The 24,353-nt window shown below is 58.5% G+C and carries 26 protein-coding genes and 1 riboswitch; of the genes, 11 read left to right on the top strand and 15 right to left on the bottom strand.

Translation table 11 applies throughout. The annotated features are described in order from the left end of the window. The first annotated feature begins 48 nt into the window (after positions 1 to 48). The 3 genes from SJY32_RS13505 (at position 49) to SJY32_RS13495 (ending at position 4,145) form a co-directional block, all read left to right on the top strand. Positions 49 to 1,233: an MFS transporter gene (locus tag SJY32_RS13505; protein WP_376876336.1), complete on the top strand. Its 1,185-nt coding sequence runs from the start codon at positions 49 to 51 to the stop codon at positions 1,231 to 1,233. A gap of 165 nt (positions 1,234 to 1,398) precedes the next feature. Continuing rightward, on the top strand, positions 1,399 to 2,421 hold the full coding sequence (locus SJY32_RS13500; RefSeq protein WP_376876333.1) for an aspartate-semialdehyde dehydrogenase: 1,023 nt from the start codon (positions 1,399 to 1,401) through the stop codon (positions 2,419 to 2,421). Between the two features lie 113 nt (positions 2,422 to 2,534). After that, the gene (locus SJY32_RS13495) at positions 2,535 to 4,145 is read left to right on the top strand and encodes a DUF4139 domain-containing protein (RefSeq protein ID WP_376876330.1); all 1,611 of its coding nucleotides are present in this window, start codon (positions 2,535 to 2,537) and stop codon (positions 4,143 to 4,145) included. A 56-nt stretch (positions 4,146 to 4,201) separates the two neighbouring features. Here the strand turns inward: SJY32_RS13495 and SJY32_RS13490 are convergent, their stop codons facing one another. Continuing rightward, on the bottom strand, positions 4,202 to 4,873 hold the full coding sequence (locus tag SJY32_RS13490; RefSeq protein WP_376876327.1) for a CopG family transcriptional regulator: 672 nt from the start codon (positions 4,871 to 4,873) through the stop codon (positions 4,202 to 4,204). Between the two features lie 45 nt (positions 4,874 to 4,918). Beyond that, positions 4,919 to 5,569 carry a carbonic anhydrase gene (locus SJY32_RS13485; protein ID WP_376876324.1) on the bottom strand — a complete coding sequence of 217 codons (651 nt, stop codon included), beginning with the start codon at positions 5,567 to 5,569 and terminating at the stop codon, positions 4,919 to 4,921. A 147-nt stretch (positions 5,570 to 5,716) separates the two neighbouring features. Between SJY32_RS13485 and SJY32_RS13480 the strand changes: the two genes are divergently transcribed. From SJY32_RS13480 to SJY32_RS13470, 3 genes are all read left to right on the top strand, one after another. Beyond that, entirely contained in the window at positions 5,717 to 6,097 is a 381-nt protein-coding gene (locus SJY32_RS13480; protein ID WP_376876321.1) for a hypothetical protein, read from the top strand. Between the two features lie 81 nt (positions 6,098 to 6,178). Further along, positions 6,179 to 7,540 carry a leucyl aminopeptidase family protein gene (locus SJY32_RS13475; RefSeq protein ID WP_376876318.1) on the top strand — a complete coding sequence of 454 codons (1,362 nt, stop codon included), beginning with the start codon at positions 6,179 to 6,181 and terminating at the stop codon, positions 7,538 to 7,540. 8 nt (positions 7,541 to 7,548) lie between these two features. Further along, positions 7,549 to 8,376, top strand: a complete 828-nt coding sequence (locus tag SJY32_RS13470) for a C40 family peptidase (protein WP_376876315.1) — start codon at positions 7,549 to 7,551, stop codon at positions 8,374 to 8,376. A 22-nt stretch (positions 8,377 to 8,398) separates the two neighbouring features. Here SJY32_RS13470 and SJY32_RS13465 read toward each other — a convergent pair whose 3' ends face one another. Beyond that, positions 8,399 to 8,746, bottom strand: a complete 348-nt coding sequence (locus SJY32_RS13465) for a DUF2794 domain-containing protein (protein WP_376876312.1) — start codon at positions 8,744 to 8,746, stop codon at positions 8,399 to 8,401. Positions 8,747 to 9,050: 304 nt separating this feature from the next. Then, positions 9,051 to 9,368, bottom strand: coding sequence for a hypothetical protein (locus SJY32_RS13460; protein ID WP_376876309.1), 318 nt, complete (start codon positions 9,366 to 9,368; stop codon positions 9,051 to 9,053). A 75-nt stretch (positions 9,369 to 9,443) separates the two neighbouring features. On the opposite strand from SJY32_RS13460, the gene SJY32_RS13455 reads away from it, so the two are divergent. Next, positions 9,444 to 10,574 (top strand): S-(hydroxymethyl)glutathione dehydrogenase/class III alcohol dehydrogenase, encoded by a 1,131-nt coding sequence (locus SJY32_RS13455; RefSeq protein WP_376876306.1) that lies wholly within the window; start codon positions 9,444 to 9,446, stop codon positions 10,572 to 10,574. A gap of 64 nt (positions 10,575 to 10,638) precedes the next feature. Here SJY32_RS13455 and aroC read toward each other — a convergent pair whose 3' ends face one another. After that, the gene (gene aroC, locus SJY32_RS13450) at positions 10,639 to 11,739 is read right to left on the bottom strand and encodes a chorismate synthase (RefSeq protein WP_376876303.1); all 1,101 of its coding nucleotides are present in this window, start codon (positions 11,737 to 11,739) and stop codon (positions 10,639 to 10,641) included. Positions 11,740 to 11,839: 100 nt separating this feature from the next. Then, positions 11,840 to 11,936, top strand: a riboswitch (TPP riboswitch). Positions 11,937 to 11,968: 32 nt separating this feature from the next. Here aroC and thiB point away from each other — a divergent pair. Genes thiB through SJY32_RS13435 form a run of 3 tightly spaced genes read left to right on the top strand, consistent with a single transcriptional unit; the run spans position 11,969 to position 15,133 of the window. Next, positions 11,969 to 12,943 carry a thiamine ABC transporter substrate binding subunit gene (gene thiB, locus SJY32_RS13445; RefSeq protein WP_376876300.1) on the top strand — a complete coding sequence of 325 codons (975 nt, stop codon included), beginning with the start codon at positions 11,969 to 11,971 and terminating at the stop codon, positions 12,941 to 12,943. Then, complete coding sequence (locus SJY32_RS13440) at positions 12,940 to 14,442, top strand: thiamine/thiamine pyrophosphate ABC transporter permease ThiP (protein ID WP_376876297.1); 1,503 nt, start codon at positions 12,940 to 12,942, stop codon at positions 14,440 to 14,442. The genes thiB and SJY32_RS13440 overlap by 4 nt, the downstream gene beginning before the upstream one ends. Further along, the gene (locus tag SJY32_RS13435) at positions 14,426 to 15,133 is read left to right on the top strand and encodes an ATP-binding cassette domain-containing protein (RefSeq protein WP_376876294.1); all 708 of its coding nucleotides are present in this window, start codon (positions 14,426 to 14,428) and stop codon (positions 15,131 to 15,133) included. Before SJY32_RS13440 ends, SJY32_RS13435 begins: the two co-directional genes overlap by 17 nt. A gap of 83 nt (positions 15,134 to 15,216) precedes the next feature. Here SJY32_RS13435 and SJY32_RS13430 read toward each other — a convergent pair whose 3' ends face one another. The 5 genes from SJY32_RS13430 to SJY32_RS13410 all read right to left on the bottom strand — a co-directional run bounded on the left by SJY32_RS13430 (position 15,217) and on the right by SJY32_RS13410 (position 19,348). Next, positions 15,217 to 16,002 (bottom strand): cytochrome c1, encoded by a 786-nt coding sequence (locus tag SJY32_RS13430; protein WP_376876291.1) that lies wholly within the window; start codon positions 16,000 to 16,002, stop codon positions 15,217 to 15,219. 17 nt (positions 16,003 to 16,019) lie between these two features. Then, positions 16,020 to 17,327, bottom strand: a complete 1,308-nt coding sequence (gene petB / locus SJY32_RS13425; RefSeq protein ID WP_376876288.1) for a cytochrome b — start codon at positions 17,325 to 17,327, stop codon at positions 16,020 to 16,022. An 11-nt stretch (positions 17,328 to 17,338) separates the two neighbouring features. After that, positions 17,339 to 17,896 carry a ubiquinol-cytochrome c reductase iron-sulfur subunit gene (gene petA, locus SJY32_RS13420; protein ID WP_376876285.1) on the bottom strand — a complete coding sequence of 186 codons (558 nt, stop codon included), beginning with the start codon at positions 17,894 to 17,896 and terminating at the stop codon, positions 17,339 to 17,341. 187 nt (positions 17,897 to 18,083) lie between these two features. Further along, complete coding sequence (locus SJY32_RS13415) at positions 18,084 to 18,845, bottom strand: response regulator (RefSeq protein ID WP_376876282.1); 762 nt, start codon at positions 18,843 to 18,845, stop codon at positions 18,084 to 18,086. After that, entirely contained in the window at positions 18,842 to 19,348 is a 507-nt protein-coding gene (locus tag SJY32_RS13410) for a MarR family winged helix-turn-helix transcriptional regulator (protein WP_376876279.1), read from the bottom strand. Before SJY32_RS13410 ends, SJY32_RS13415 begins: the two co-directional genes overlap by 4 nt. Before the next feature lie 151 nt (positions 19,349 to 19,499). Between SJY32_RS13410 and SJY32_RS13405 the strand changes: the two genes are divergently transcribed. Next, positions 19,500 to 20,369 carry a branched-chain amino acid aminotransferase gene (locus tag SJY32_RS13405; RefSeq protein WP_376876276.1) on the top strand — a complete coding sequence of 290 codons (870 nt, stop codon included), beginning with the start codon at positions 19,500 to 19,502 and terminating at the stop codon, positions 20,367 to 20,369. Between the two features lie 86 nt (positions 20,370 to 20,455). Here SJY32_RS13405 and SJY32_RS13400 read toward each other — a convergent pair whose 3' ends face one another. From SJY32_RS13400 to mtgA, 5 genes are all read right to left on the bottom strand, one after another. After that, on the bottom strand, positions 20,456 to 20,659 hold the full coding sequence (locus tag SJY32_RS13400) for a hypothetical protein (protein WP_376876273.1): 204 nt from the start codon (positions 20,657 to 20,659) through the stop codon (positions 20,456 to 20,458). An 86-nt stretch (positions 20,660 to 20,745) separates the two neighbouring features. Continuing rightward, a complete protein-coding gene (locus tag SJY32_RS13395) occupies positions 20,746 to 21,675 on the bottom strand; it encodes a DMT family transporter (RefSeq protein WP_376876270.1) in 930 nt (309 codons plus the stop codon). Positions 21,676 to 21,737: 62 nt separating this feature from the next. Beyond that, positions 21,738 to 22,772 (bottom strand): tRNA epoxyqueuosine(34) reductase QueG, encoded by a 1,035-nt coding sequence (gene queG / locus SJY32_RS13390; protein WP_376876267.1) that lies wholly within the window; start codon positions 22,770 to 22,772, stop codon positions 21,738 to 21,740. 57 nt (positions 22,773 to 22,829) lie between these two features. After that, entirely contained in the window at positions 22,830 to 23,495 is a 666-nt protein-coding gene (locus tag SJY32_RS13385) for a glutathione S-transferase family protein (protein WP_376876264.1), read from the bottom strand. Between the two features lie 95 nt (positions 23,496 to 23,590). Next, positions 23,591 to 24,331 (bottom strand): monofunctional biosynthetic peptidoglycan transglycosylase, encoded by a 741-nt coding sequence (gene mtgA / locus SJY32_RS13380; protein WP_376876261.1) that lies wholly within the window; start codon positions 24,329 to 24,331, stop codon positions 23,591 to 23,593. Between the last annotated feature and the right edge of the window lie 22 nt (positions 24,332 to 24,353).

The raw sequence follows: 24,353 nt of genomic DNA, 5'->3' as shown, positions 1-24,353 counted from the left end.
TTACGCGGATCAAGCGAGAGACAGGCCAACGGCCGATGAGGAGGCGTGATGACAGCAGGTCTGGCAACACTTGTTCTGGGCTATGTGCTCAGCCAATTTTACCGTGCATTTTTGGCGGTTTTATCGCCCGTTCTTGCGCAAGAAATTAACGCGGCTCCCGATGATTTGGCAGTCTCGCTCGGGCTTTGGTATCTGGCCTTCGCTGCGATGCAAATTCCTGTCGGTCGCTGGCTTGACGCCTACGGCCCCCGCCGCATCGTCGCCCCAATCCTCGCAATCGGCGGTGGGGGCGGCGCGATCTGCTTTGCCCTCGCGCAAGGACCTATGGCGATCCATTTCGCGATGATTGCTATCGGGATCGGCTGCTCGCCCGTTTTGATGGGTGGCTATTACTACATCGCGCGCACCATGCCCGTGACGGCATTTGGGACAATGGCCGGCCTGATCGTAGCACTCGGGTCGCTGGGGAATATCGCTGGATCAGCCCCGCTCGTCGCCGCGATCGACAGCTTTGGCTGGCGGCAGACGGTGTGGGCCCTCGCGGCAGTGACCTTCGCAACAGCCGCCGCGATCTGGGTAATTTTACGTGACCCTGAACGCGCCGCGCCGCCCCAAACGGGCGCGGGCTCTCTCCTCGACGTTCTGCGTATTCCAACGCTATGGGCCATTCTCGCACTGATCGCAGTGAATTATATACCGGCATCCGGTATCAGGGGGGTCTGGGCAGGACCGCTTTTGACGGAAGTTCACGGCGCAACGAAACAGACGATCGGTGTGGTCACCCTGATCATGGGGCTTGCCATGGTCGCAGGAAATTTCGCCTATGGCGCGGCAGAGCGGATAACCGGATCGCACAAAAAAACCAACCTTATCGGCACCGCCTGCCTCTTGGCAGGGATCATCGCCTTGGCAATCGCGCCCGACGCGCCGATTTGGCAGATTACCCTCATTCTGGCGGCAATCGGGTTCTTCGGCTCGGCCTTCCCCGCGCTCATCGCACATGGGCGGGCATTTTTCCCACCACACCTAGTGGGACGCGGCGTCACTTTACTGAATATGTTCTCGATTGCGGGCTCGGCCTTCGCCAGTTTTGGGTCTCGCCCAGTATATCGCCTCGCGTCCGAGGCGGGCGACCCTGTTCACACCTACGGCGTGATCATGTGGTTCTTCGCTCTGCCAGTCGCGATCGGCCTTATCGCCTACACCTTCTCCAAGCCGCGGCCCGATCTGTGACCTGCGCGTCGTCTCTCAACCAGAAAAGCCACCACATTGTTAATGTGTTCGCCCCGCCGCGCCGCCCAATAGAATAAGGCGCATCAATGCCGTTCCGGATAAATCCCCTTCCCCTTAAGCGGGCTATGCGGTAAACGGCCTCGTTCGATATTATAGGAGGTCCTTATGGGCTACAAAGTCGTCGTCGCTGGCGCTACGGGGAACGTTGGGCGCGAAATGCTCAACATTCTGTCCGAGCGTCAATTTCCGGTAGATGAAATTGCCGTTCTTGCTTCCCGCCGCTCGCTTGGCACGGAAGTTTCTTTCGGTGACAAGACTTTGAAGACTAAGGATATCGAGGGCTTCGATTTCACCGGTTGGGATATCGCCCTCTTTGCCATCGGCTCTGACGCGACCAAGAAATACGCCCCGATCGCGGCAAGCCAAGGCTGCGTCGTCATCGATAACTCGTCGCTCTATCGCTACGATCCCGATATCCCACTCGTGGTTCCGGAAGTGAACCCGGAGGCTGTCGACGGCTACAAAAAGAAAATGATCATCGCGAATCCGAATTGCTCGACTGCGCAGATGGTGGTGGCTCTCAAGCCGCTGCACGATCGCGCAAAGATCAAACGGGTTGTCGTGTCGACGTACCAATCGGTTTCGGGCTCGGGCAAAGAAGCCATCGATGAGCTTTGGAACCAAACCAAAGGCATGTATGTTCCCGGACAGGAAGTCGCGCCCAGCGTTTATCCAAAGCAAATCGCGTTTAACGTGATCCCACATATCGATGTGTTCTTGGAAGATGGCTCGACCAAAGAAGAATGGAAAATGGTCGCGGAGACCAAGAAAATCCTCGACAAATCCATCAAGCTGACCGCGACCTGTGTGCGCGTTCCGGTGTTTGTTGGCCATTCGGAGTCTTTGAACATCGAGTTTGAAGATCACCTCGACGAGGCAGAGGCGCGCGACATCCTGCGCGAAGCACCGGGCATCATGGTCATCGATAAGCGCGAAGCGGGTGGCTACATCACGCCCGTGGAATGCGTTGGCGAATACGCGACCTATATCTCGCGGATCCGTCAGGACCCGACGCTCGACAATGGTATCAACCTTTGGTGCGTGTCGGATAACCTGCGCAAAGGCGCCGCGTTGAACGCCGTTCAGATCGCTGAAACGCTGGGGAATCGCTGCCTGAAGAAGGGGTGATACCAAGCGGTTTACCGCCACTGACCCAAACGTGAGGGCGTCCGCAACGGGCGCCCTCTTGCTTTTGCGATGCCATACCGCGACCTTGTCAGCACTGAATTTTGGAGGTTCCGATGCGCCCGATTGCTTTTTTCCCGACTGCTTTTGCTTTGTTGATTTCGACGGCGCCCAGCGCGCTGCTTGCAGATACGATTGAAGCACGTTCCAAGGTGACGTCGGTGACCGTGTTTCCTTGGGGCGCGCAAGTGACGCGCGAAGTTGCGATTGAGGCGCCGGAGGGCCAGCACGAGCTGCTGATCCCCGACCTCCCCGCAGGGACGCAGGCGAAATCGCTCCGCCTTGCGGGCGATGTGAAGGTCGGCGCCGTATCGCTCGCGACAGATCGCCAGGCGGCAACAGGTGATCTTACCTCCGACGAAATCAAAGATGCCCGCACGTTAGTGGAGCGCCTCGAGGCTGAGCTTGCGCAAAAACGCGCACAAATCGCGGCGATACGATTGAAGGTTCGCGCGTCGGAAGAACAGATCACCTTCCTTCGCGGGATGTCGGTTGGCGACGGCGCTGCGCCAGACGCGCTACGCGATCTTGCGCGCATGGTATCGGAGGAGGTGCTCGCCGCCGCAAATGCCGGACATGCGGCAGAGCAAGAGGCCATTGCCGCCGAAGCGGCCTTGAAACCCGACGAGCAAGCGCTTGATCGCGCGCGGCAGGCGCTCGCAGCGCTCGAAAACACGGCGCCTAAAGCAACCCTGTCCGCACAGGTCGAGGGCTCTGGCGTATTGACGATCACGACCTATACCGATGCTGCTGCGTGGCGCCCCTCCTATGATATTCGACTGGATCGAGAAGCGAACCAGATGGAGATTGAACGATCGGTGTTCATCTCACAGGCGTCCGGCGAAGACTGGACGGGCGTTGCGCTCACACTCTCAACTGCTCGCCCCAATGAGCAGGCCCTACCGTCTGAAATTTGGCCCCGTCTGGTGCAAACACAAGATCCTGCGGCACCTGTGCCATTGACCAAATCGGCCCGAGCGATGGGGGCGGTGGCCGAAACCGCGATGCTCGCGGATGCTGGTCCGATGGCCACTCAACTGGAGGCCGTGCTACAGGGAGAGACCGTCGTTTATACTTACGAGCAGCCTGTGACCCTCCGCGACGGGGTGGAGGATGTGCGCCTCTCATTGAAGACCATGACATTGGAGGCCGAAGTTCAGGCGGAAGCAGTGCCTCTTGTCGACAGCACTGCTTACCTCATCGCGTCGGCAATCAACGTCGGCGACATCATGCTGCCGGGGGAGGCGGTTCTATATGACGGGGGCGCTCTCCGGGGCATCATGCAGCTTCCTCTCATCACAACCGGCGATACGCTGCGTGTCGGGTTCGGCGCGATTAATGGCCTCCAGCTCAAACGGATCGAGCCGGAGACACTTCAAGGCGATCGGGGCTTCATTACAAAATCGAACGCGCGTCAAGAAGTTGCTGTGATCACTGTCGAGAACCTCACCGATAAGGATTGGGATCTGCGCGTCCTCGACCGTGTTCCCTATTCAGAGCAAGAAACATTGACCGTGGATGCAAGCGCCACACCAGCACCGAGCGAAACAGATGTCGATGACAAGCGCGGGGTCTGGGCCTGGGATCTGAACTTGGCGGCGGGCGGTTCACAGGATATTCGCATCCAAAGCAATCTGGGTTGGCCAGACGGGCAAATCCTTCGGTGACACGACCCGTTTGACCACGGCGCGAGATACAGCATTTGTTTCGCGCCGTGGCCTGTTTAGGCCGCGCTCGATGCGGTGGGCGCCCCTCGTCGCGACGAGCCGAACATAGGCACGACCTCTGTCTCGCCCTGCGTTTGGTATGAACGATCGACCGCCTTAATCGGATTCGTCAGTTTGAGTGGCGGCGTCACGAAAATGCGCCTGTTTTGCACCGGCTCGGCAGCCTCAATCGACGGGAATGACACCGGCTCCCCCATATCTTCCGACGCGGGGATGGCCGGCGTCCCCTCGCTAGACGCGCGCAAGCTGCGAAAAACCGGCACTTCACAGATAGGCCCAGGCAGAAAACCGGGAAACGGCGCTCGATATCGCATGGTGAGACGCGCTAGGCTTGTTCCAAGAACTTCAATCGGCAGGATTTGCACCTCGATCGGCCACGTGCACAGCAACAGGCGATCATTTTCAGGGCGCAGAACAAAGCCGCACGTGCGCAGCCTTGCCTGCAGATCCAGCCATCCTCGCGCGGTCGCAAGCGCTTTGCGGACCGCTCTTAGATCTTCCCCAGCTTTCTGGGCCTCTGTTTCCCCGCCCAATTTCGGCGGAAAAGCATGCTTCAATGTCGCGCGAATAACTTCCGCTGGCGAAACCTCTCCCGCGTGGGCCGCTTTTTCGAGGGCGGCGATCAGCGATAGCGGCAATTTGATTGAGACGAGTCGTTGTTGTTCCATACCAACAGCTTCGTCTGGAAATCCAAAGACATCGTTAACTGCGATTTAAATCGCGGTAAAACTATTCGATTCTGGATCATATTGAAGCAAAGCGCCCTCACCGATATCGGTCAACAAGCCGTGTAGTGTCATATTGCCCGCATCAACCATCTCGCGCACGAAGGGGAATGTCAGCAGATTCTCCAATGACACGACCACCGCTTCGCGCTCTAGCGCAGATACACGTTCGGCCTCGGGCACATCGCGCACGCGCTCATATCCCGGGCGCAGAATATTCAGCCAGGTGCCCACAAACGAGGTTTTCTCCTCAAGTTCGGGCGCGTGGCCCTCACACATTGCGCTGCATCCCGCGACACCCCCGCATTGCGAATGCCCAAGCACGATCAGATGCGCGACTTTCAGGGTCGTTACCGCATATTCGACCGCGGCCGATGTCCCGTGGTGATCGCCATCAGGGTTAAACGGAGGAACAAGATTGGCGATATTACGGTGAATGAAGAATTCGCCCTGGTCCGCGCCAAAAATGGACGTGACGTGCACGCGGCTATCGCAGCACGAAATCACCATCGCTCGCGGACGCTGACCTTCATTCGCGAGACGCTTATACCACGCGGAATTCTCGGTGTAGGTCGTGGCTTTCCAACCGTGATAACGCTGCGTGAGATATGCGGGCAGGGGGCGAATAGCGGATTTCATCGAAAGCACCTCTTCGTTCATCTGCAGTTACATAGACGCAAATCGTATCAATTTCGAGAGGCTTTGATAGCAGGGCTATACGAAATCTTGACACCTCCAACCGACGTTAGGCCGCAGGCTCAGGGGCCAAGGGAAAAGGGGAAACGCGTGCGTAAAATTCAGACTCTGTGCGTGAATGAAGCCGTTCGGCTCGATCAGGCGCATATCATTGCCCTTTATGCGGAGCTTGGGCAGATCAACGCGGAGGCGTTTCTCGCCTGTGCGATGGAAGATATCGCCGTTCACATCGCGACGGTCGCCTCCGCCGCGACAACGCATTCACCTGAGGAGTTACTCCGCGCGGTGCGGGCGATCGAAATGCTCTCGCGTCCGGTCGGCTTAGAGGCTGTGGCGCGGGTCGCGCGAGATGTGATTACCTGTTTTGAAGCGAATGATCCCATCGCCCTATCCGCAACCGTGCAGCGCCTTTTGCGGATAGGCGATCATTCGCTCCCTGCGATTTGGGATGGAGCGGATTTGTCAGGGTGACTTTGCTTGAACGCGAGGGCGAAGCACTTGCGGGCAGCGTCGGGATTGTTAGGCTGGGGCAAATTGCCAGAAAGGCCCAGTATGATCCCCGATTTTGCCAACCTCGCGCCCACCGAAACCTCCACGGCGCCGTTAACGCTGCATATTTGCACGGACGGGATGCGGCCTGCATTGTCACCTGCGCAGGATGCTTGGGTAACCGCGCAGGGTTTCACCGGCGCCGCTGGGCAGCTTTGCGTGATCCCCGGCGAAGATGGCAAACCTGCGGGGGCATTGTTCGGGCGCGATCCGGCGCGTCTGAGCCTCGCTCGGGCGGCGGCGGCTCTCCCCGAGGGGGATTGGTGCCTCTCGGAGGGCACGGAGGAAGATGCGCTCGCGTGGCTTCTCGCGGGGTATCGTTTTGATCGATACAAAAGCGCCACGCCGCAAAAAGCGCGGCTGGTTTGCCCTGAAGGCGTCGACCCCGAGCGTGTGCGCGCTTTGGCCGAGGGCGAGGCCCTCACACGCGATCTGATCAATACGCCTGCGTCTGACATGGGCCCGCAAGAGTTGGAATCTGCTGCCGCCGCCGTTGCAGAACGATTCGGCGCGCGGTTGAAGGTCATTCGCGGCGATGATCTGCTGACGCAGAACTTCCCGATGATCCATGCGGTCGGGCGCGCCTCCCCGCGTACGCCGCGCTTGCTGGATTTGCGCTGGGGCGACTCTGGGCCGAAACTGACCCTCATTGGGAAGGGCGTTTGTTTTGACACGGGCGGGCTGAACATCAAGCCCGGCGCCTCGATGGGCCTTATGAAAAAGGATATGGGCGGCGCCGCGACGGTTCTAGGGCTTGCCTCGACGATCATGGCATTGGGCCTGAAGCTCAAGCTGCGCGTGCTGATCCCGGCGGTCGAGAACGCGATTTCCGGCGACGCCTTCCGTCCGCAAGACATCCTGACATCTCGCAAAGGCTTGACCGTTGAGGTGAACAATACCGATGCGGAAGGTCGGCTCGTGCTCGCTGATGCGCTAACATATGCGGCTGAGGAAACACCTGACCTGATGCTTTGCATGGCGACCTTGACGGGAGCCGCAAGGGTCGCGCTGGGGCCAGATATTCCGCCCTTCTATACCGACAGCGATCATATTGCGGTCGCCTTGGCACGAGGGGCGTCTGAAGCGCGTGACCCACTTTGGCGCATGCCGCTTTGGGAGCCTTATGAGACGATGATCGAGCCGGGCATCGCGGATCTTGATAACGCCCCCGCAGGCGGCATGGCAGGATCGATCACTGCGGCGTTGTTCTTACGCCGTTTCGTCACCGACACCGAGAAATTCGCGCATTTCGACATCTACGGATGGCAGCCCAGCGCCGCGCCCGCCCGCCAGAAAGGCGGCGTAGGGCAAGGCGCGCGCGCGATCCTCGCAGCATTGCCTACCATATTGCCCGATATGGAATGAGGTCACAAATGAACGAAACTCGCCTAGATCGTCGCCTCACGCCTTACTCCGGCCGAGTCGCGTTAAACACGCTAAAGGGCGTACTCGATGCGCCGCATTTCACGGATGGCGAAGCCGCGCAAATTTGCCTGCCCGTCGTTAACTTGATGTCTAGCATTGATGGTGCGGCAAAGCGTGAGCGGCAACTGCTGCGCGGCGCGCTGGTTACAGTGATTGATCGCCGCGATGATGACAGCTTTGTGCAAGCGCAGGCCGATGGGTATTGCGGCTGGGTCAGGACATCTGCCCTCTCGTCGCCCACCCCCACAACTCACCGCGTCAGCGCGCCCGCAACGCATATTTACACCGAAGCAAGCTTCAAATCGGGTGATCGCGAAAGTCTCTCCCTCGGCAGCCGTGTGCGCGTGACGGATATCCAAGGCGCGTTTGCAAAGGTTGAGGATGGTTGGATCCCGACGCAGCACCTCAGCGAGACCGCAGCGCAAGATCCCGTGGCCGTCGCAGAGAGTTTGATCGGAACGCCCTATCTTTGGGGAGGCAATTCGCGGTCTGGTATTGATTGCTCGGGTCTGGTGCAAATTGCCATGCACGCGGCCGGGCGCGCCTGCCCCGCGGACAGTGATTTGCAGCGTCAGGCCTTCGCGCCGATGACAGGTAAGCATCAGCGCGGGGATTTAATATTCTGGCGCGGGCATGTGGCATGGGTCGTGGACGACAAACGGATTTTACACGCCAATGCCGGATATATGACAGTGATGTTTGAGCCGCTTGAGGGCGCAATCGCACGGATCGAAGCGCATGGTGACGGGCCCCCGCTTGGCATCCATCGCCCGTGATCGCGGCACCGAGACCGCAAAGTCAGTCGATCGGACGGATCAGCTTTCGTTCAAGCACGCGCAGAACCTGCGGTAAGTCGTGGCCCCGCCGCAAAATCTGACCCTCGGGCCCGATCACGGCATAAAGCCCCTGCCGCATTCGCAATTTGGGGCGTTTCTCGATACGGTAAAGCGGGTTCTCCGCCGCCCGCCGGAACGCCGCGAATACTGCAACCTCCGACAGAAAGCTCAACCCGTAATCACGCCATTCCCCCGCCGCAACCATCCGACCGTATAGCCCCATGATGAGCATCAGTTCTTTGCGATCGAACGTGACCTGCGGCGCGTCAGGGGGGCTGTTAGGAAAGGGGATCGGTGGTTGAGCCGTCATGAGATCAGACTGCCACTGGTTTGGATACAAATCAACGGGTTCGAAGCGAAGCATGCCTTGCGGCGCCAAAGCCGCAATCCTACCGCAATTTCATCACAGGTTCTCCACCCCACCTCCATGCAATCGCCTTACCTGAATGCGAAGAGATGTATAGCGCCAAGCGCGAAGGCCCTCGACGGTGCACCGTAACAGCCCCCACCTCGACTGCACCGTCGAGAGCACCTGAATAAAAACCCCGCCCTCATTCGAGAGCGGGGTTTGTTAAATTCGCCGAAGATGCGCCCCCAGCGGGGGGATGCGCCCTTTAGCCACAGTCGATGTTGTAGATGTTTCCTGCCGCGTCGAGACGGAATGTCACACGTTGCGGATTATATTCCTGCGCCTCAATGCCGCGCCATGCAACGACACGATAAGGCCCTTCAATCCCGAGAGACGCCACAACAGACCCCGGCTGGCTCAAATACGGTACGTAATTGATTGCCTTGCACAAATCCGGTTCACGTTCCTCGAAAACGGTATCCGCAGGGCTTAGAACGGTCGGCGTCACGACAGCAACTTCAGGCTCCGCGGGTTGACAGGCTGCAAGCAGGGAAATCCCCGCGAATATCAAATATTTGTTCATTTCATATACCTCACGGTTGCGTTGCGCGCTTTGGTAAGCAAGTCTCCGCGACATCTATACATTGAGGAGCGCAATATGAGAACCCGTGCCGCTGTCGCCATTGAAGCCGGTAAACCACTGGTCGTGATGGATGTGAATTTGGAAGGCCCAAAGGCCGGAGAAGTTCTCGTAGAGATTAAAGCGACTGGCATCTGCCATACTGACGAGTTCACGCTCTCAGGCGCAGATCCCGAAGGAATTTTCCCCGCGATTTTGGGCCACGAGGGGGCAGGGATTGTCATTGAGGTCGGCGAGGGCGTCACCACGTTGAAGCCCGGCGATCATGTGATCCCACTTTATACACCCGAGTGCCGCCAGTGCCCTTCATGCCTCAGCCAGAAAACCAACCTATGTACGTCGATTCGCGCGACGCAGGGTCAAGGGCTCCTGCCGGATGGATCAACGCGCTTCTCGATGCTCGATGGCACGCCCATTCATCACTACATGGGGTGCTCAACCTTCGCGCAGCATACTGTTGTGCCGGAAATTGCCCTCGCGAAAGTCCGCGAAGATGCGCCATTCGATAAGATTTGCTACATCGGCTGTGGCGTCACGACAGGGATCGGCGCAGTGATCAACACGGCCAAGGTCGAGATCGGCGCGAAAGCCGTCGTGTTCGGGCTCGGCGGAATCGGCCTCAACGTTCTGCAAGGGCTGCGGCTCGCGGGCGCGGATATGATTATCGGCGTTGATCTGAATGACGGGAAACGCGAAATGGCCGAGCATTTCGGCATGACGCATTTCATCAACCCTTCCAAGATTGAGGGATCGGTTGTTGATCATATCGTCAACCTTACGAAAACGCCTTTCGATCAGATTGGCGGCGCGGATTATTCGTTTGACTGCACGGGCAATGTGAAAGTCATGCGCGATGCGCTCGAATGCACGCATCGCGGCTGGGGCCAGTCGATCATCATCGGCGTTGCGCCAGCGGGAGCCGTGATCGAAACACGACCGTTCCAACTCGTGACGGGGCGCGTCTGGAAAGGCACGGCATTTGGCGGCGCGCGCGGTCGCACCGATGTTCCGCAGATCGTGGATTGGTATATGGATGGCAAAATCGAGATCGACCCGATGATCACGCATGTCTTGCCTCTGGAAGATATCAACAAGGCCTTTGACATGATCCACACGGGCGAAAGCATTCGCTCGGTCGTGGTATTTTAACGAAAGAGGCTCCGGCGCTTATCCGCCGGAGCCTTTATTGTAAGCTTAAGACAGCGATCAGGAACTACCCGATCTGCCCCCGTTCGCCGCCCGTTTGGCCCCGGTCAAGCAGCAGGTGATCCAAGATCACGCAAGCCATCATCGCCTCCGCCACGGGGACAGCGCGAATCCCGACACAAGGATCATGACGGCCTTTGGTGACCACCTCGACCTCTTCACCCGCAGCATTGATCGAGCGCCTTGGGGTCAAAATCGACGAGGTCGGCTTGACGGAAAAACGCAACGCGATCGGCTGGCCAGTGGTAATCCCGCCCAAGATTCCGCCCGCGTGGTTTGATAGGAACTCAGGCCCATCCGGCCCCATGACGATCTCGTCGGCGTTCTCAACACCGGTCAGCGCCGCCGCCGCCATTCCTTCACCGATCTCGACGCCTTTGACCGCATTGATCGACATCATCGCGGCCGCAAGATCTGTATCCATTTTGGCGTAGATAGGCGCACCCAGCCCCGCTGGCACACCGACCGCAGTCACCTCGATCATTGCGCCAACTGAGGAGTGATTCTTACGGATCGCTTGCAAATAATCCGCCCATTCCGCGACGACCTCCGCATCGGGAATGAAAAACGGGTTGCGCAGAATTTCATCGCGGTCAAACCGCTCGCGATTGATATGCTTTGCGCCCATCTGGATCATATAGCCGGTGATCTGCAAATCTGGCACCATCTTGGCCAAAACCGCTTGCGCCACGCCGCCAGCGGCAACGCGTGCCGCGGTTTCGCGCGCGGAGGACCGTCCGCCGCCGCGATAATCGCGAACGCCATATTTTTGATGATACGTAATATCCGCATGGCCAGGCCGGAACTGTTGCGCGATTGCGCCATAATCCTTGGAGCGCTGATCGGTATTCTCGATCATCAATTGGATCGGCGTACCGGTCGTTTTACCCTCAAACACACCAGACAGGATTTTAACGCGGTCGGCCTCTTGGCGCTGCGTTGTTTCCTTGCTTTGGCCGGGGCGACGACGATCGAGAAAGACCTGAATGAACTCCTCAGTCAGATCAACGCCGGGCGGGCAGCCATCCACGGTGGCCCCCAATGCTGGGCCGTGGCTTTCGCCCCAAGTGGTGACGCGGAACAGATGTCCAAAAGTGTTGAAGCTCATCGCGGGTCTCCTTTGCCTCCCCGATTAGCCGCCGCGCCCCGTAATTCCAAGCGAAATCCCCGAATTTCCTCTTGCGCGGGCAATGTGACACCCTATGGTCGGGCAAACCTCGGGGTGCCTTACGGCTGAGATGCGCATGCGAACCCGTCGAACCTGAACCGGTTAACACCGGCGGAGGGAAGGTATCGGGTCCTCCCGCCTTGCCCCGTCCGGAGCTATGGAGAGACCTATGAGAACCATCCTTACGCTTGCAGGACTGATCGCTGCCACGCCTTTGCTGGCGGACGATAAACCTGTCCTCACCGTTTACGCGCCCGAGTATTTCACCTCCGAATGGGGGCCGGGGCCGATGATCGAAACCGGTTTCGAGGAAAGCTGCGCGTGCGACCTGCAATTCGTTGCGGGGGATATTCTACCGCGTTTGCTGCTTGAGGGCGACAAAACCGAAGCCGATGTCGTCATCGGGCTTAATTCGGATCAAACAGCGCGGGCGCGCGAGACCGGACTTTTTGCGCCTCATGGCGAAGATGCCTCACGCCTCACGCTGCCTGTCGCTTGGGCGGACGAGACTTTCCTCCCCTTCGATTGGTCGGAACTCGCCTTTGTCTATGACAAAACCAAACTCGCATCGCCCCCGTCCTCCTTCGATGCGCTGCTTGAGACGGATGTTAAAATCGCGATCCAAGATCCTCGGTCATCGGTTTCGGGACTCGGATTGTTGCTTTGGGTGAATGCTGTTTACGGCGACAAAGCGGGCGAAGCGTGGGCGAAGCTCGCGCCAAAAGTTTTGACGGTCACCCCGGGCTGGTCGGAAGCCTATGGCTTGTTCACCGAAGGGGAGGTCGACATGGTGCTGTCCTTCACGACCTCACCAGCCTATCACATCATCGCGGAAGAGGATGATACGAAGGCCGCCGCGATCTTCGACGAAGGGCACTATCTTTATACCGAACTTGCTGCGCAATTGGCCGGATCAGATCAACCCGACCTTGCGCAGAGCTTCATGACATACATCCTGTCGGACGGGTTCCAATCGCAAATTTCCACCGCCAACTGGTCTTATCCGGTCATCATCAAGGATGGCTTCCTGCCGGACGGGTTCGCGGCCTTGCCACGCCCCGCAAAGACCTTCTCCTACTCGGAATCCGAAGCTGAAGCCCTTCGCCAGCCTGCCCTCGACGACTGGCTGGCCGCATTTAAATGATCAAATCAGCGCCGTTTTCTGCCAGTCTAATTGCGGCGCTGATCCTCTGCCCGCTGCTCGCGACGATCTGGTTCGCGGGCGGCTTGGGCACCTTACGCGCCTCGGACCTTAGCGCTGTGCGTTTTACCGTGCTACAAGCATTCGCCTCCGCCGCGCTATCGATTCTGGGCGCTATTCCGGTGGCGCGCGCGCTCCATAGGCGACGTTTTTACGGCCGCGCGATGCTCATCTCCCTGCTGGGAGCGCCCTTTTTGTTACCTACGATCGTCGCGACCCTCGGCTTGATCGCTCTTTTTGGTCGCACCGGCCCGATCAATACTGCCTTCAGCGCGATTGGCCTCCCCGAAGTCAATATTTACGGTGTCAGCGGCGTTATACTCGCGCATGTGTTTTTCAACCTGCCGTTAGCGACCCGCATGTTGCTGCACGGCTGGGCATCAATCCCACAGGAGCACCACCGCCTCGCGGCCTCTTTGGGGTTTGATGCGCGGGACCGGTTTCGTCATATCGAAACACCGATGCTCAAGCGGGTTCTGCCCAGTGCGTTTCTAGCGATCTTTCTCGTCTGCCTGACCTCCTTCGCCGTGGCCCTCACAATGGGTGGCGGACCGCGCGCCACAACGATCGAACTCGCCATCTATCAAGCCTTCCGGTTTGATTTCGACATCGCGCGTGCGGCCTCCCTCGCTGTCTTGCAGACAGTGATTTGTATCATTGCGGTGAGTGTCGCCCTCCGCTTTTCCCGCGAGAGCGGCGGAACACGAGGTATGCTGCGTCCCGACACGAGCCTCCCAGTGTCCAAATATGACGCGCTGGTTATTCTCGCCGCCAGTCTGTTTTTGATCGCACCGCTTGCAATGGTCTTTGCGCGCGGGTTCCTCGCGATTCCTGAGCTCCCCCCGACGATCTGGCGCGCGACGGGCATCTCGGTGGGGATTGCGCTTGCCTCTGCGATGCTCACGATCGCCTTCGCCCTGCCACTGGCGCTCGCGCAGCGCCCTTGGGCCGACGCAGCAGGCACATTGCCGATGACGGCCTCCGCCTTGGTTATGGGGACGGGGCTTTTCTTGATCGCGCGGCCCTACGTTAACCCCTCCTCCCTCGCATTGCCCGTTACCTTACTGACCAACGCCACATTGGCCACCCCGTTCGCGCTGCGCATATTGGCCCCTGAGGCGCGCAACCTCCGCCGCGACTACGACCGTCTCGCGATGTCATTGGGAATTAAAGGTTGGGCCTATCTACGGCTTGTCGCCCTCCCCCGACTACGCCAGCCGCTCGGCTTTTGCGCGGGGCTTTCGGCGGCTTTCTCGATGGGGGATCTCGGCGTCATCACCCTATTCTCGGATGGCAGGACCCAGACCCTCCCGCTTGCGTTGTTTCAATTGATGGGGGCCTACCGCATGGAACAGGCCGCCGCGGCGGCGTGTTTATTGATGGGGCTTACCTTCGCCCTCTTTGTCGCATTTGAACGGATTGGCCATGCTCGTACTCGATAACTTGCTCGTGGAGGCTGGTAGCTTTCAGTTACGCGCCGATATTACGCTCAATACCGGCTCACGGACAGCAATCATCGGCGCTTCGGGCTCCGGTAAGTCGACGTTGCTGAACGCCGTTGCGGGTTTTTTGAAGCCGACCTCTGGGCGCATTCGGTGGGGCGATCGCGATCTTAACACTGTGCCAGCGGGCGAACGCCCGCTTTCCATCTTGTTCCAAGATCAAAACCTGTTCCCGCATCTCACCGTGGCGCAGAATATAGGGTTGGGGATTTCGCCAAAACTTCGCCTGACCCCGGATGACATCGCGCGGGTACAGGAGAGCCTCGCACGCACGGGCCTCGCCGGACTGGGCGAACGGACACCTAATGCGCTTTCAGGCGGGCAGCAATCGCGCGTCGCTCTTGCTCGCGCCTTATTGCGGGCGAGGCCGATGCTCTTGCTTGATGAGCCTTTCGCTGCGCTTGGCCCTGCGCTGAAAGATGAGATGCTCGCCTTGGTTGACGAGATTGCGACGGCGGAAGGCTTAACAATCTTGATGGTGTCACATGATCCCGATGATGCGCGCCGCCTGTGCCCCCAGACGATTTTTGTATCTGACGGGAGCGCCCATCCTGCCGCGCCGACACACGAATTGCTTGCGCATCCGCCCTCTGCCCTGCGCGCCTATCTTGGTGACCGCGAGATAACTTAGCCATCACACCGAGCCCCCGCCCGAAATGAAAACGCGCCCCCTTCGGTAAGGGAGCGCGTTAAATTTTTCACCTATTACGAAGATCAGTGGTGATCTTTGTAAGGCGCCCAGATCCGCTTGTTGGTCAGGTAAAGCAGCGTCGAGAGCAAAGCGAGCAACAAGACGGCAACGAAGCCCCATTGTTTACGCGCCATCATCTTCGGCTCGGCTGTCCACATCAAGAAGGCCGCGACATCTTCCGCCATATGCTCGACGGTCGCTTCGTGGCCATCCTCATACTCGACAGACCCTTCCGAAAGCGGTGGAGTCATCTGAATCCAGCCGCCAGCGAAAGTGTGGTTGCCGTAGAACACAGAACCAGCTTCTTCTTTTTCCTCACCGGTGTAACCGGTCAGAAGCGAGACGATATATTCCGGCCCGCCGATTCCGTTTACCAACTGCGAGATACCCGTGCCGTAAGGCCCGTGGAACCCTGCGCGCGATTTCGCCATCAGCGAAAGATCCGGCCCCATGCCATCGCCCGAACGGGACGGGAAGTGATCCGTCTCCTGACGCGGGCGCTCCTCGCCCGTGTCGTGGTCGATGACCGAATCGAGTTCTGCTGCGTAAGCACGAACCCAATCCGCGTTCATTTCAGGGCCGCCCTCATCTGCAAGCGAGCGCAGAGGAACGAATTTCATCCCGTGGCACGCGGAGCAAACTTCGCGATAGACTTGGAAACCGCGGCGCAGTTGCTCTTGGTCGAACTTGCCGAAGGGACCTTCAAACGAGAAGGCGTGATCTTCGACATGGCCTTCGGAGCCGGCAGCAAATGCTGCGCCGGTGCCGATTACCAAGGCCGAGATCGCGGAAAGAATGAGTTTCTTCATCTTGTCAGTCCTTTCCCTTACTCGGCTTTGCCGTAGTGGGCATTGAAGTCGTCTTCGATGGTCGCAGGCACCGGCAGCGGCTTCTCGATCACACCCAATAGCGGGAGGATCACGAAGAAATATGCGAACCAGTAAGTAGCGCCGAGCAACGAGATGTATGGATAGATGCCATCGGTCGGCATTGCGCCCACCCACATCAGAACCACGAAATCGACTGCCAAGAGCCAGAACCACCACTTGAACATCGGGCGGAATTGGCCCGAACGGACTTTCGAGGTATCGAGCCAAGGCGCCAACGCCATTGCGATAATCGCACCGAACATCGCGATCACGCCGAAGAACTTCGCATCGACGATCCCGAAGGTCAGTTTGTTGACCAGGATAACGGCCCAAACGTCCGCAGTGAACGCACGCAAGATCGCGTAGAACGGCAGGAAGTACCATTCAGGAACGATATGCGCAGGTGTCGCGAGCGGGTTTGCCTCGATGTAGTTATCGGGGTGGCCGAGGTAGTTCGGCATGAAGCCAACAACCGCGAAGAAGATCAGCAGGACCACGGCGAGTGCAAAGAGATCCTTGATCACGAAATACGGCCAGAATGGCAGTGTATCTTTCTTCACATCCTCTTTCGACGACGTCCGCACGTCCACGCCTGTCGGGTTGTTGTTGCCCGTGGTGTGGAACGCCCAGATGTGAACGATCACGAGACCGGCAATCACGAAGGGCAAGAGGTAGTGCAGCGAGAAGAAGCGGTTCAGCGTTGCGTTATCGACGGCAGGCCCGCCAAGCAACCAATCCTGAATTGCTGGGCCAACGCCCGGAATCGCGCCGAACAGGCCGGTGATCACGGTCGCACCCCAGAAGGACATTTGCCCCCACGGAAGAACGTAGCCCATGAACGCAGTGCCCATCATCATCAGATAGATGATCATGCCGACGATCCAAGTGACTTCGCGCGGTGCTTTATACGAGCCGTAGTAGAGACCCCGGAAGATGTGGAGATAAACGGCAAAGAAGAACATCGATGCGCCGTTTGCATGCAAATAACGCAGGAAATACCCGCCATTTACATCGCGCATGATATGTTCGACGGATGCGAAAGCGAGATCAACATGCGGCGTGTAATGCATCACCAACACGATGCCGGTCACGATTTGCAACGCAAGGCAGAACGCGAGGACGATACCCCAAATCCACCACCAGTTCAGGTTTTTCGGCGTCGGGATCATCAGGGTGTCATATAGAAGACCCACGATCGGGAGACGCTTATGAAGCCATTTTTCGGCGCCCGTTTTGGGCTCGTAATGGTCGTGCGGAATACCCATTTTTATCTCCCTCAGCCCAGCTTGACGGTCGTAGCGTCGGTGAACGCCGCAATCGGAATGTCGAGGTTGCGCGGTGCAGGGCCCTTACGGATCCGACCAGCGGAATCGTAGTGCGACCCGTGGCACGGGCAGAACCAGCCGCCAAACTCACCGGCACCATCACCGATCGGCACGCAACCGAGGTGGGTGCAAACACCCAACATCACCAGCCATTCGCCATTCTCATCCAACGCGCGGTTCTCGTCCGACGCATCGGCGCCTGGCTTGTTGGCGTTCTCGGCTGTCGGGTCGATCAGCGAGTTAACATCAACTTCGCGCGCAGCGGCGATTTCATCGGCTGTGCGACGGCGGATGAACACCGGCTTACCGCGCCATTTCACGGTGAGCTGCGTGCCCAGCTCTACGCCCGACACGTCGACGAAAATCGACGACAACGCCTTAACGTCAGCGGAAGCGTTCATCTGATTGACCAGCGGCCAAACGGCAGCGCCGGCAGTGACAGCGCCCGCGCCTGCGGTCGCGTAGTAGAGGAAATCCCTCCGGGTGCCTGCGGTATCTTCGTGGGACACGTGTTTCTCCCTTCCCGGGCCTTGAGAAAGGCCATACGACTTGCAGGCCGCGCATGCACGCAGCCAGACATGGGCGGCTTGTAGCAATCACAATTGCTTGCGTCTAGCGGACAAAAGCGCGCATTGCCCTGATTTTTAGAGGATCTGGCATTTTGGACAGCCCTCTAAAGCCGACTAATGTGCCTTGTTATTCCGGAACGAGCATGTAGCCCGCGCCGCGCACCGTCTGAAGGTAGCGAGGCTCGCGCGGATCTGGTTCGATCTTACGGCGCAAACGCGTGATCTGTACATCAATCGCGCGATCCTGTCCGGAGGCCGCGATCGACGCATCCCCCGCCTTCAACTCAGCCGCCTTTAACTCGGCGGCCCGGGCCTCGGGGCTCTTGTCGCGCCCCATCTCCTCGATCAGATCCATGCGCGACACGACCTCACCGGGTTTCCCCGCAAAGATGCGCATCAAATGCGCCTCAGTCGCCGTCAGTCGCACCAGAGCCTCACCGTGCCAAAGCTCACCGCGCTCCAGTTCGTATCGTAAAGCGCCCAACGTGAGCATTTTTGGGCCCGTCACCTGCGCCTGCGGCACGCGTCGCAAGATCGCATTGATCCGAAGCAATAACTCTTTCGGTTCGAAAGGCTTGGCTAGATAGTCATCCGCACCCGCTTCGAGCCCTTCGATCCGGTCGCGCGTCTCGCCGCGCGCCGTGAGCAGCAAAATCGGCGTTGACATTTTTCCGCGCAGATCACGCGTGAGCGTCAAACCGTCTTCCCCCGGCATCATGACATCCAGCACGATCAAGCTGAATTCCAGCCCCGCGAGAAGCCGTCTCGCATGGGCCGCATCGCGGGCAGACGTGACAAGAAATCCATTTCTAATCAGAAACTTATGAAGAAGGCTCCGAATACGTTCGTCGTCGTCCACAATCAAAAGGTGCGGCGCATGCTGGTTCATTCTGCGTCCTCACGTTTGAGATACTGACGGCGCAAGTCGGGATCCATCATTGCCTCCAAGACTTGGCGAAACCCCGCGACGGCCTGCGGCCCGGCGGCGCGATACGCCGTCCGCATCCGTGCACGCTGGACCTCTGACAGCTCGCGCTCTAACGAAACTCCCGTTTCAGTCAGATATAGCAAGCGCTCGCGCTTATCCTTACGCCCCACACGGCTCTCCACGAGCCCATCCTCGATCAATGTTCGTAGAACACGGTTCAGGGATTGTTTTGTGACGCCAAGCACTTCTAGCAACGCGGTTACGGTCAAGCCCTGCTGGCGATTGATAAAATGCACCGCGCGGTGATGCGCGCGACCATAGCCGTGCTTTTCCAAAATCCGGTCAGGATCTTCGGTGAAGCCTCGATAGGCAAAAAACATCGCCTCGACGCCCTTGCGAAGCTGCTCATCGGTCAGGAACAGAAGACTCTCGCCGCCCGTAACGCCCGCACTCGTTTCCGCCATACTGACCTCCCGTGTTGTGACGATTTTACGTCAGCCTTGTTGACTTTCCAAGTCTCAAATGTTACCCGTGCCCCTAATTTGCGCAATAATATGTCGGAAACGAATGATTATCACGCAACTTATGAAAATTGGTCAACTCAAGGAGGGTGCTATGGCCGGTGCTTATGATGATCGTGATGGCAAGATCTGGATGGATGGCAAGCTTGTCGAATGGCGCGATGCAAACGTCCATATCCTGACGCATGCCTTGCATTACGCCTCGTCGGTTTTCGAAGGCGAGCGTTGCTATAATGGTAAAATTTTCAAAGGCGTAGAGCACTCTATACGTCTTCGGAAATCCGCGAACCTTCTGGACATGGAAATCCCGTATTCGGTCGAGGAAATCGAAGCTGCAAAATACGCAATGCTCGAAGCGAACGGCTGGACTGATGCCTATGTGCGCGCGATTGCATGGCGCGGCGCGGGCTCGGATATGGGCGTATCGGCCAAGAACAACCCTGTCCGGCTTGCGATAGCGGGTTGGGAATGGGGCAACTACTACGGTGACGCAAAGATGAAGGGCGCCAAGCTCGACATCGCGAAATGGCGCCGCCCTGATCCGTTGACGATCCCTTGCGAGGCAAAGGCAGCGGGCCTTTACATGATCTGCACCATGTCCAAACATGCCGCAGAGGCAAAAGGCTGCTCAGACGCGCTGATGCTGGATTACCGCGGCTATGTCGCCGAGGCGACGGGCGCGAATGTCTTCTTCGTGAAGGACGGCGAAGTTCATACGCCGTTGGCCGATTGCTTCTTGAACGGCATCACACGCCAGACGGTAATCGGGATGCTGAAAGAAAAAGGCATCACCGTCCATGAGAGCCGCATCAATCCGATGGAGCTTGCAGGCTTCGAGCAATGCTGGCTCACCGGCACCGCAGCAGAGGTCACACCCGTTGGGCAAATCGGTGATTTCACCTTCGAGGTTGGCGCATTGACGCGTGAGATCTCCGAGGATTACGAAAAGCTCGTTCGCGCGTAATTCACCCAAAAAAGCACGTTAAAAGGCGCACCTGCGGATCAGGCGCGCCTTTTTTATATGTGACTTTCGCCGCGATATGCGTGGCGTTACACGAGTTGACCGCGCTCGATCCGCGCGAATTGCTCCAATCTCAGCGGGTCAGTGCCGCGCGTTGCTGGACGTTTATGTAACGCACGAATCGCGGGGTGCATCCCCGAGCGGCGTTCGATTTCAACGTAGCAACGCAGCCGCTCGCCAGCATGAGTTGCATTCGGCTCTGGGCGTGCTTGATCCATGATATGACGGCTCATCCTGATCCTCCTGTGATCGCCTGAATGCCTGTTTATAACATCAATCAGCTCAAAAATCACGCCGCAGCGCGGCACAGGCCCCTCGGCTAAACCGTCGGCGCGCCCGCTTTACGCGTTTTGGCACGCTCAATCCCCAACGCCCGCTCGCGCCAGATGATGATACCGCCAGCAACCATAACCAACGCCGCCCCCGACAACATGACAGGCGTGGGCGTCTCGTCGAACATGACGTAACCGACCAGTAGCGCCATCAACATTGCAGAGTATTCGAAGGGCGCGATGATGGAGGCATCCGCGAACCGGAAGGCGGATGTGAGGAGAATTTGCGAAATACCGCCAATGATCCCCGCGCAGATCAAGAGCGCCGCCGTACCAGCAGAGGGCATTACCCATCCAAAAGGCGCCGTAACAAGCGACAGGATTGCGGCAGTAAACGAGAACCAGAAAACGATCGCTGAGGTGGTCTCAGTCGCCGTCAACTTGCGAATGAAGATCTGCGCAAGGGCCGCAAAGACAGCACCGGTAAGTGCGAGGCTCGCTCCCAAGGTCTGCCGCGCATCACCGAGCCCATTGAGACGGGGCGACAGGATAATCAAAACCCCGATCAATCCGATCACGACTGCGGAAAACCGGAATGCGCGGACCTCCTCGCCTAAGAACATCGCCGCAAAAACAACCATCAAAAGTGGCGTTGCAAAGCTGATCGCGGTCGCCTCGGGGAGCGGTAAAATACCAAGCGCGGCAAAGCCCATGCCCATCGCGGTCGTCCCCGCAATACCGCGCCAAATATGCCCCATCGGGGATGCAACGCGCAGCCCCGTGCGCAAATCCCCCCGCATCGCAAGCCAAGTGAGCGTGACAGGAATCGCAAAAAGCGACCGGAAGAACACCTGCTCGCCCGTGGGCACGAGCGGCGCCGTGATTTTCAGGATGATCGACATGGTGATGAAGCCCATCACCGCGCCGAGCTTGCATAGAATCCCGAGAAGCGGGCCGGAGAGGGGTTCGCGTTTCATGCCTGCACGCTAGCGTATTCGGCGCTCTGCGCAACGCAAATAGATGTGCGTGCCGCATACATTTAGTTGGCTTCGAACTGCGCCAAGGCCCAGCGCGCGGCATCGCTTACCCCGTCATCGGGATCATGCGTCAAGGCGCGAACATGCGCGGTGAGAGATACAATCCGCTGGTTCCCAACAGCATAAAGCGCGTTCCGGACCATACGATCGCGGCCGATCCGTTTGATCGGGGATCCCGCGAAAGCCTCGCGAAACGCGGGATCATCCATTGCGATCAAAGTCGCAAGCTCCGGCCCTTGCGCCAAGGGGCGCGCCGCGTATCCGATGTCGCGGGCATCTGCCGCAAACTTGTTCCAAGGACAGGCCGCGAGACAATCATCACATCCGTAAATGCGATTGCCCAACCCAGCCCGCAATTCCTCGGCCACCGGGCCACGATGTTCGATCGTCAGGTAAGAGATACAACGCCGCGCATCCAAACGATAGGGTGCGGGAAACGCGTTGGTCGGGCAGGCATCAAGACACGCCGTGCATGTGCCGCAGTGGCTTTGGTCTGGAGCATCAGGCGCCAAATCCACAGTTGTAAAAATGGCTCCCAAGAAGAACCAAGATCCCAAATCCCGCGCCAAGAGATTGGTGTGCTTGCCCTGCCAACCCAACCCCGCCGCTTGCGCAAGAGGTTTTTCCATCACCGGCGCGGTATCAACAAAGACTTTAATCTCGGCGGGTTCCTGATCCATCAGCCATCGGCCGACACGCTTTAGCCGTTTTTTGACGAGGTCATGATAATCCTTCCCCCGTGCGTAGACAGAAATGTTCCCAACGCCTTGGACACCGACATATGCCATCGGATCATCATCGGGCGTGTAAGTTTCAGCGAGCATGATGACCGATTTCGCATCCGGCCAAAGCGCGTCTGGCGCGCCGCGCCAATGCATGCGCTCCGCCATCCACCCCATCTGACCATGCATCCCTGCATCCACAAATTCGCGTAGACGCGCCGCGATCTCGGGCACCGCGTCGGGTCGGCAAACCCGCATTTTGGAGAACCCTTCCTCGAGAGCTTTCTCCTCAAGGCGCGCCTTCAAATCGTGCATGGCGGCCTCCTTCTCGGTGTTGGGACGACGCGGTGTCAGTGATGTGCTAGGCGTAGATTAGAAATCAAGTTCGGCATAATGGGGCGCAGGCGGCATACCAGACAGCTGATCCGCCAAGAGCGACCGGAACGCAGGGCGCGATTTGATCTTGGCATACCAATCCTTCACATTCGGAGACCGGTTCCAATCGACGTCCGAAATGTAATCGAGGCACGACAGATGCGCCGCCGCCGAGAAATCGGCGAGCGTCATATGATCTCCCGCCAGCCAACGGCGTTGATCGAGAAGCCAGCCCATATAATCCAAATGGAACTTCACAGCTTTCAGGCCGGATTTCACTGCAATGGAATCAGGATAACCCTTTTTCATGACCTTCTTCCAAACACGCTCACCCATGATTTTGGTGGTGACTTCGTGATTGAACTTGTCGTCGAACCAGGCGCAAAGCCGGCGCACTTCGTAGCGCCCTTCCACGTCGCGCGGGAACAGCGGAGGGTTCGGCACGATCTCTTCCAGATATTCGCAAATCGCCTGACTCTCGCTCAGCATTTTACCGTCGAGTTTTACGATCGGTACTTTACCGGCTGGATTGCGCCGCAAGAACTCTTGGCCTTGCTCCCAATAGCGCTCCTCGACCAGCTCCACCTCAATCCGCTTCTCCGCCAAGGTGAGACGCACCTTGCGGCAGAACGGCGACAGCGGAACGTGATAGAGACGGTTCATTTTAACACCTTTGAGCGATATATCCCCTGATACCTGCCGCACAGCGCAGTATCAATGCCTGCGAACAAAGGCGGCTGCACGTCGCTCATCCTCGATCACTTCTCGAAGCAAGCCGCCCGCCCGTCGCGCCGGATCGTCTCGGCGCCATCGATCAGCTGGGCGGCACGTTTACGCATGAACGGCCCCGGGTTGGCGGCATCGCGATCTTTTGGATTAGGCAGAACCGTCGCCATATAGGCCGCCTGCTGCGCTGTGATCTTATCCGGTGCGACTCGGAAATAACGGAAGGCAGCAGCATTCACGCCAAACACGCCCTCGTCGAATTCAGCAACGTTTAAATAGACCTCAACGATCCGGCGCTTTGACCAGACGAGTTCGATCATCGGCGTGATAAGTGCTTCAAGCGCCTTACGCGCCCAGCTGCGATCCTGCCAAAGGAAGACGTTCTTCGCGACCTGCTGAGAAAGGGTCGATGCGCCCCGATTTGCGCCATCGTCCAACGCCGACCGGATCGCGCGCATGTCAAACCCCCAGTGTTGGCAGAAGTTTGCATCCTCCGCCGCCACAATCGTGCGCGCGACGACGGGTGAGATGTCCTCAATCGGCGTCCATTGACGATCCACGCGCCCCAACCGCCGATGCTCGGAGAAGATTGTCATCGTGATCGGCGGGTTGATGACCGTGTAGACCACAACAAGGGCGAGCAATGCCGCAAAGGCCGCGAGCAAGCCGCGCCCGATCCAACGGACAAGCCAGCGCCTTAGCCGCACCTGCAATGACAAGGGCGCTGATTTTCGGGATTTTTTGGTCGAACGGGCCATGCTGTCATAAGTCATGCCCGCCCCTATCAGGTCAAGC

Source organism: Albirhodobacter sp. R86504, assembly GCF_042466415.1.
In the GTDB taxonomy this organism is placed as follows: Bacteria; Pseudomonadota; Alphaproteobacteria; order Rhodobacterales; family Rhodobacteraceae; genus Albirhodobacter.
This window is presented reverse-complemented; position numbering and strand designations above follow the sequence as displayed.

Excerpts from the sequence above, each read along its gene's own strand:
- SJY32_RS13490 (WP_376876327.1), bottom strand. The coding sequence starts at position 4,873 with ATGGAACAACAACGACTCGTCTCAATCAAATTGCCGCTATCGCTGATC.
- SJY32_RS13495 (WP_376876330.1), top strand. The coding sequence starts at position 2,535 with ATGCGCCCGATTGCTTTTTTCCCGACTGCTTTTGCTTTGTTGATTTCG.
- mtgA (WP_376876261.1), bottom strand. The coding sequence starts at position 24,331 with ATGACTTATGACAGCATGGCCCGTTCGACCAAAAAATCCCGAAAATCA.
- petB (WP_376876288.1), bottom strand. The coding sequence starts at position 17,327 with ATGGGTATTCCGCACGACCATTACGAGCCCAAAACGGGCGCCGAAAAA.
- SJY32_RS13455 (WP_376876306.1), top strand. The coding sequence starts at position 9,444 with ATGAGAACCCGTGCCGCTGTCGCCATTGAAGCCGGTAAACCACTGGTC.
- SJY32_RS13475 (WP_376876318.1), top strand. The coding sequence starts at position 6,179 with ATGATCCCCGATTTTGCCAACCTCGCGCCCACCGAAACCTCCACGGCG.
- thiB (WP_376876300.1), top strand. The coding sequence starts at position 11,969 with ATGAGAACCATCCTTACGCTTGCAGGACTGATCGCTGCCACGCCTTTG.
- SJY32_RS13505 (WP_376876336.1), top strand. The coding sequence starts at position 49 with ATGACAGCAGGTCTGGCAACACTTGTTCTGGGCTATGTGCTCAGCCAA.
- SJY32_RS13405 (WP_376876276.1), top strand. The coding sequence starts at position 19,500 with ATGGCCGGTGCTTATGATGATCGTGATGGCAAGATCTGGATGGATGGC.
- aroC (WP_376876303.1), bottom strand. The coding sequence starts at position 11,739 with ATGAGCTTCAACACTTTTGGACATCTGTTCCGCGTCACCACTTGGGGC.
- queG (WP_376876267.1), bottom strand. The coding sequence starts at position 22,772 with ATGCACGATTTGAAGGCGCGCCTTGAGGAGAAAGCTCTCGAGGAAGGG.
- SJY32_RS13500 (WP_376876333.1), top strand. The coding sequence starts at position 1,399 with ATGGGCTACAAAGTCGTCGTCGCTGGCGCTACGGGGAACGTTGGGCGC.
- SJY32_RS13415 (WP_376876282.1), bottom strand. The coding sequence starts at position 18,845 with ATGAACCAGCATGCGCCGCACCTTTTGATTGTGGACGACGACGAACGT.
- SJY32_RS13400 (WP_376876273.1), bottom strand. The coding sequence starts at position 20,659 with ATGAGCCGTCATATCATGGATCAAGCACGCCCAGAGCCGAATGCAACT.
- SJY32_RS13410 (WP_376876279.1), bottom strand. The coding sequence starts at position 19,348 with ATGGCGGAAACGAGTGCGGGCGTTACGGGCGGCGAGAGTCTTCTGTTC.
- SJY32_RS13460 (WP_376876309.1), bottom strand. The coding sequence starts at position 9,368 with ATGAACAAATATTTGATATTCGCGGGGATTTCCCTGCTTGCAGCCTGT.
- SJY32_RS13395 (WP_376876270.1), bottom strand. The coding sequence starts at position 21,675 with ATGAAACGCGAACCCCTCTCCGGCCCGCTTCTCGGGATTCTATGCAAG.
- SJY32_RS13470 (WP_376876315.1), top strand. The coding sequence starts at position 7,549 with ATGAACGAAACTCGCCTAGATCGTCGCCTCACGCCTTACTCCGGCCGA.
- SJY32_RS13485 (WP_376876324.1), bottom strand. The coding sequence starts at position 5,569 with ATGAAATCCGCTATTCGCCCCCTGCCCGCATATCTCACGCAGCGTTAT.
- SJY32_RS13435 (WP_376876294.1), top strand. The coding sequence starts at position 14,426 with ATGCTCGTACTCGATAACTTGCTCGTGGAGGCTGGTAGCTTTCAGTTA.
- SJY32_RS13385 (WP_376876264.1), bottom strand. The coding sequence starts at position 23,495 with ATGAACCGTCTCTATCACGTTCCGCTGTCGCCGTTCTGCCGCAAGGTG.
- SJY32_RS13465 (WP_376876312.1), bottom strand. The coding sequence starts at position 8,746 with ATGACGGCTCAACCACCGATCCCCTTTCCTAACAGCCCCCCTGACGCG.
- SJY32_RS13440 (WP_376876297.1), top strand. The coding sequence starts at position 12,940 with ATGATCAAATCAGCGCCGTTTTCTGCCAGTCTAATTGCGGCGCTGATC.
- SJY32_RS13430 (WP_376876291.1), bottom strand. The coding sequence starts at position 16,002 with ATGAAGAAACTCATTCTTTCCGCGATCTCGGCCTTGGTAATCGGCACC.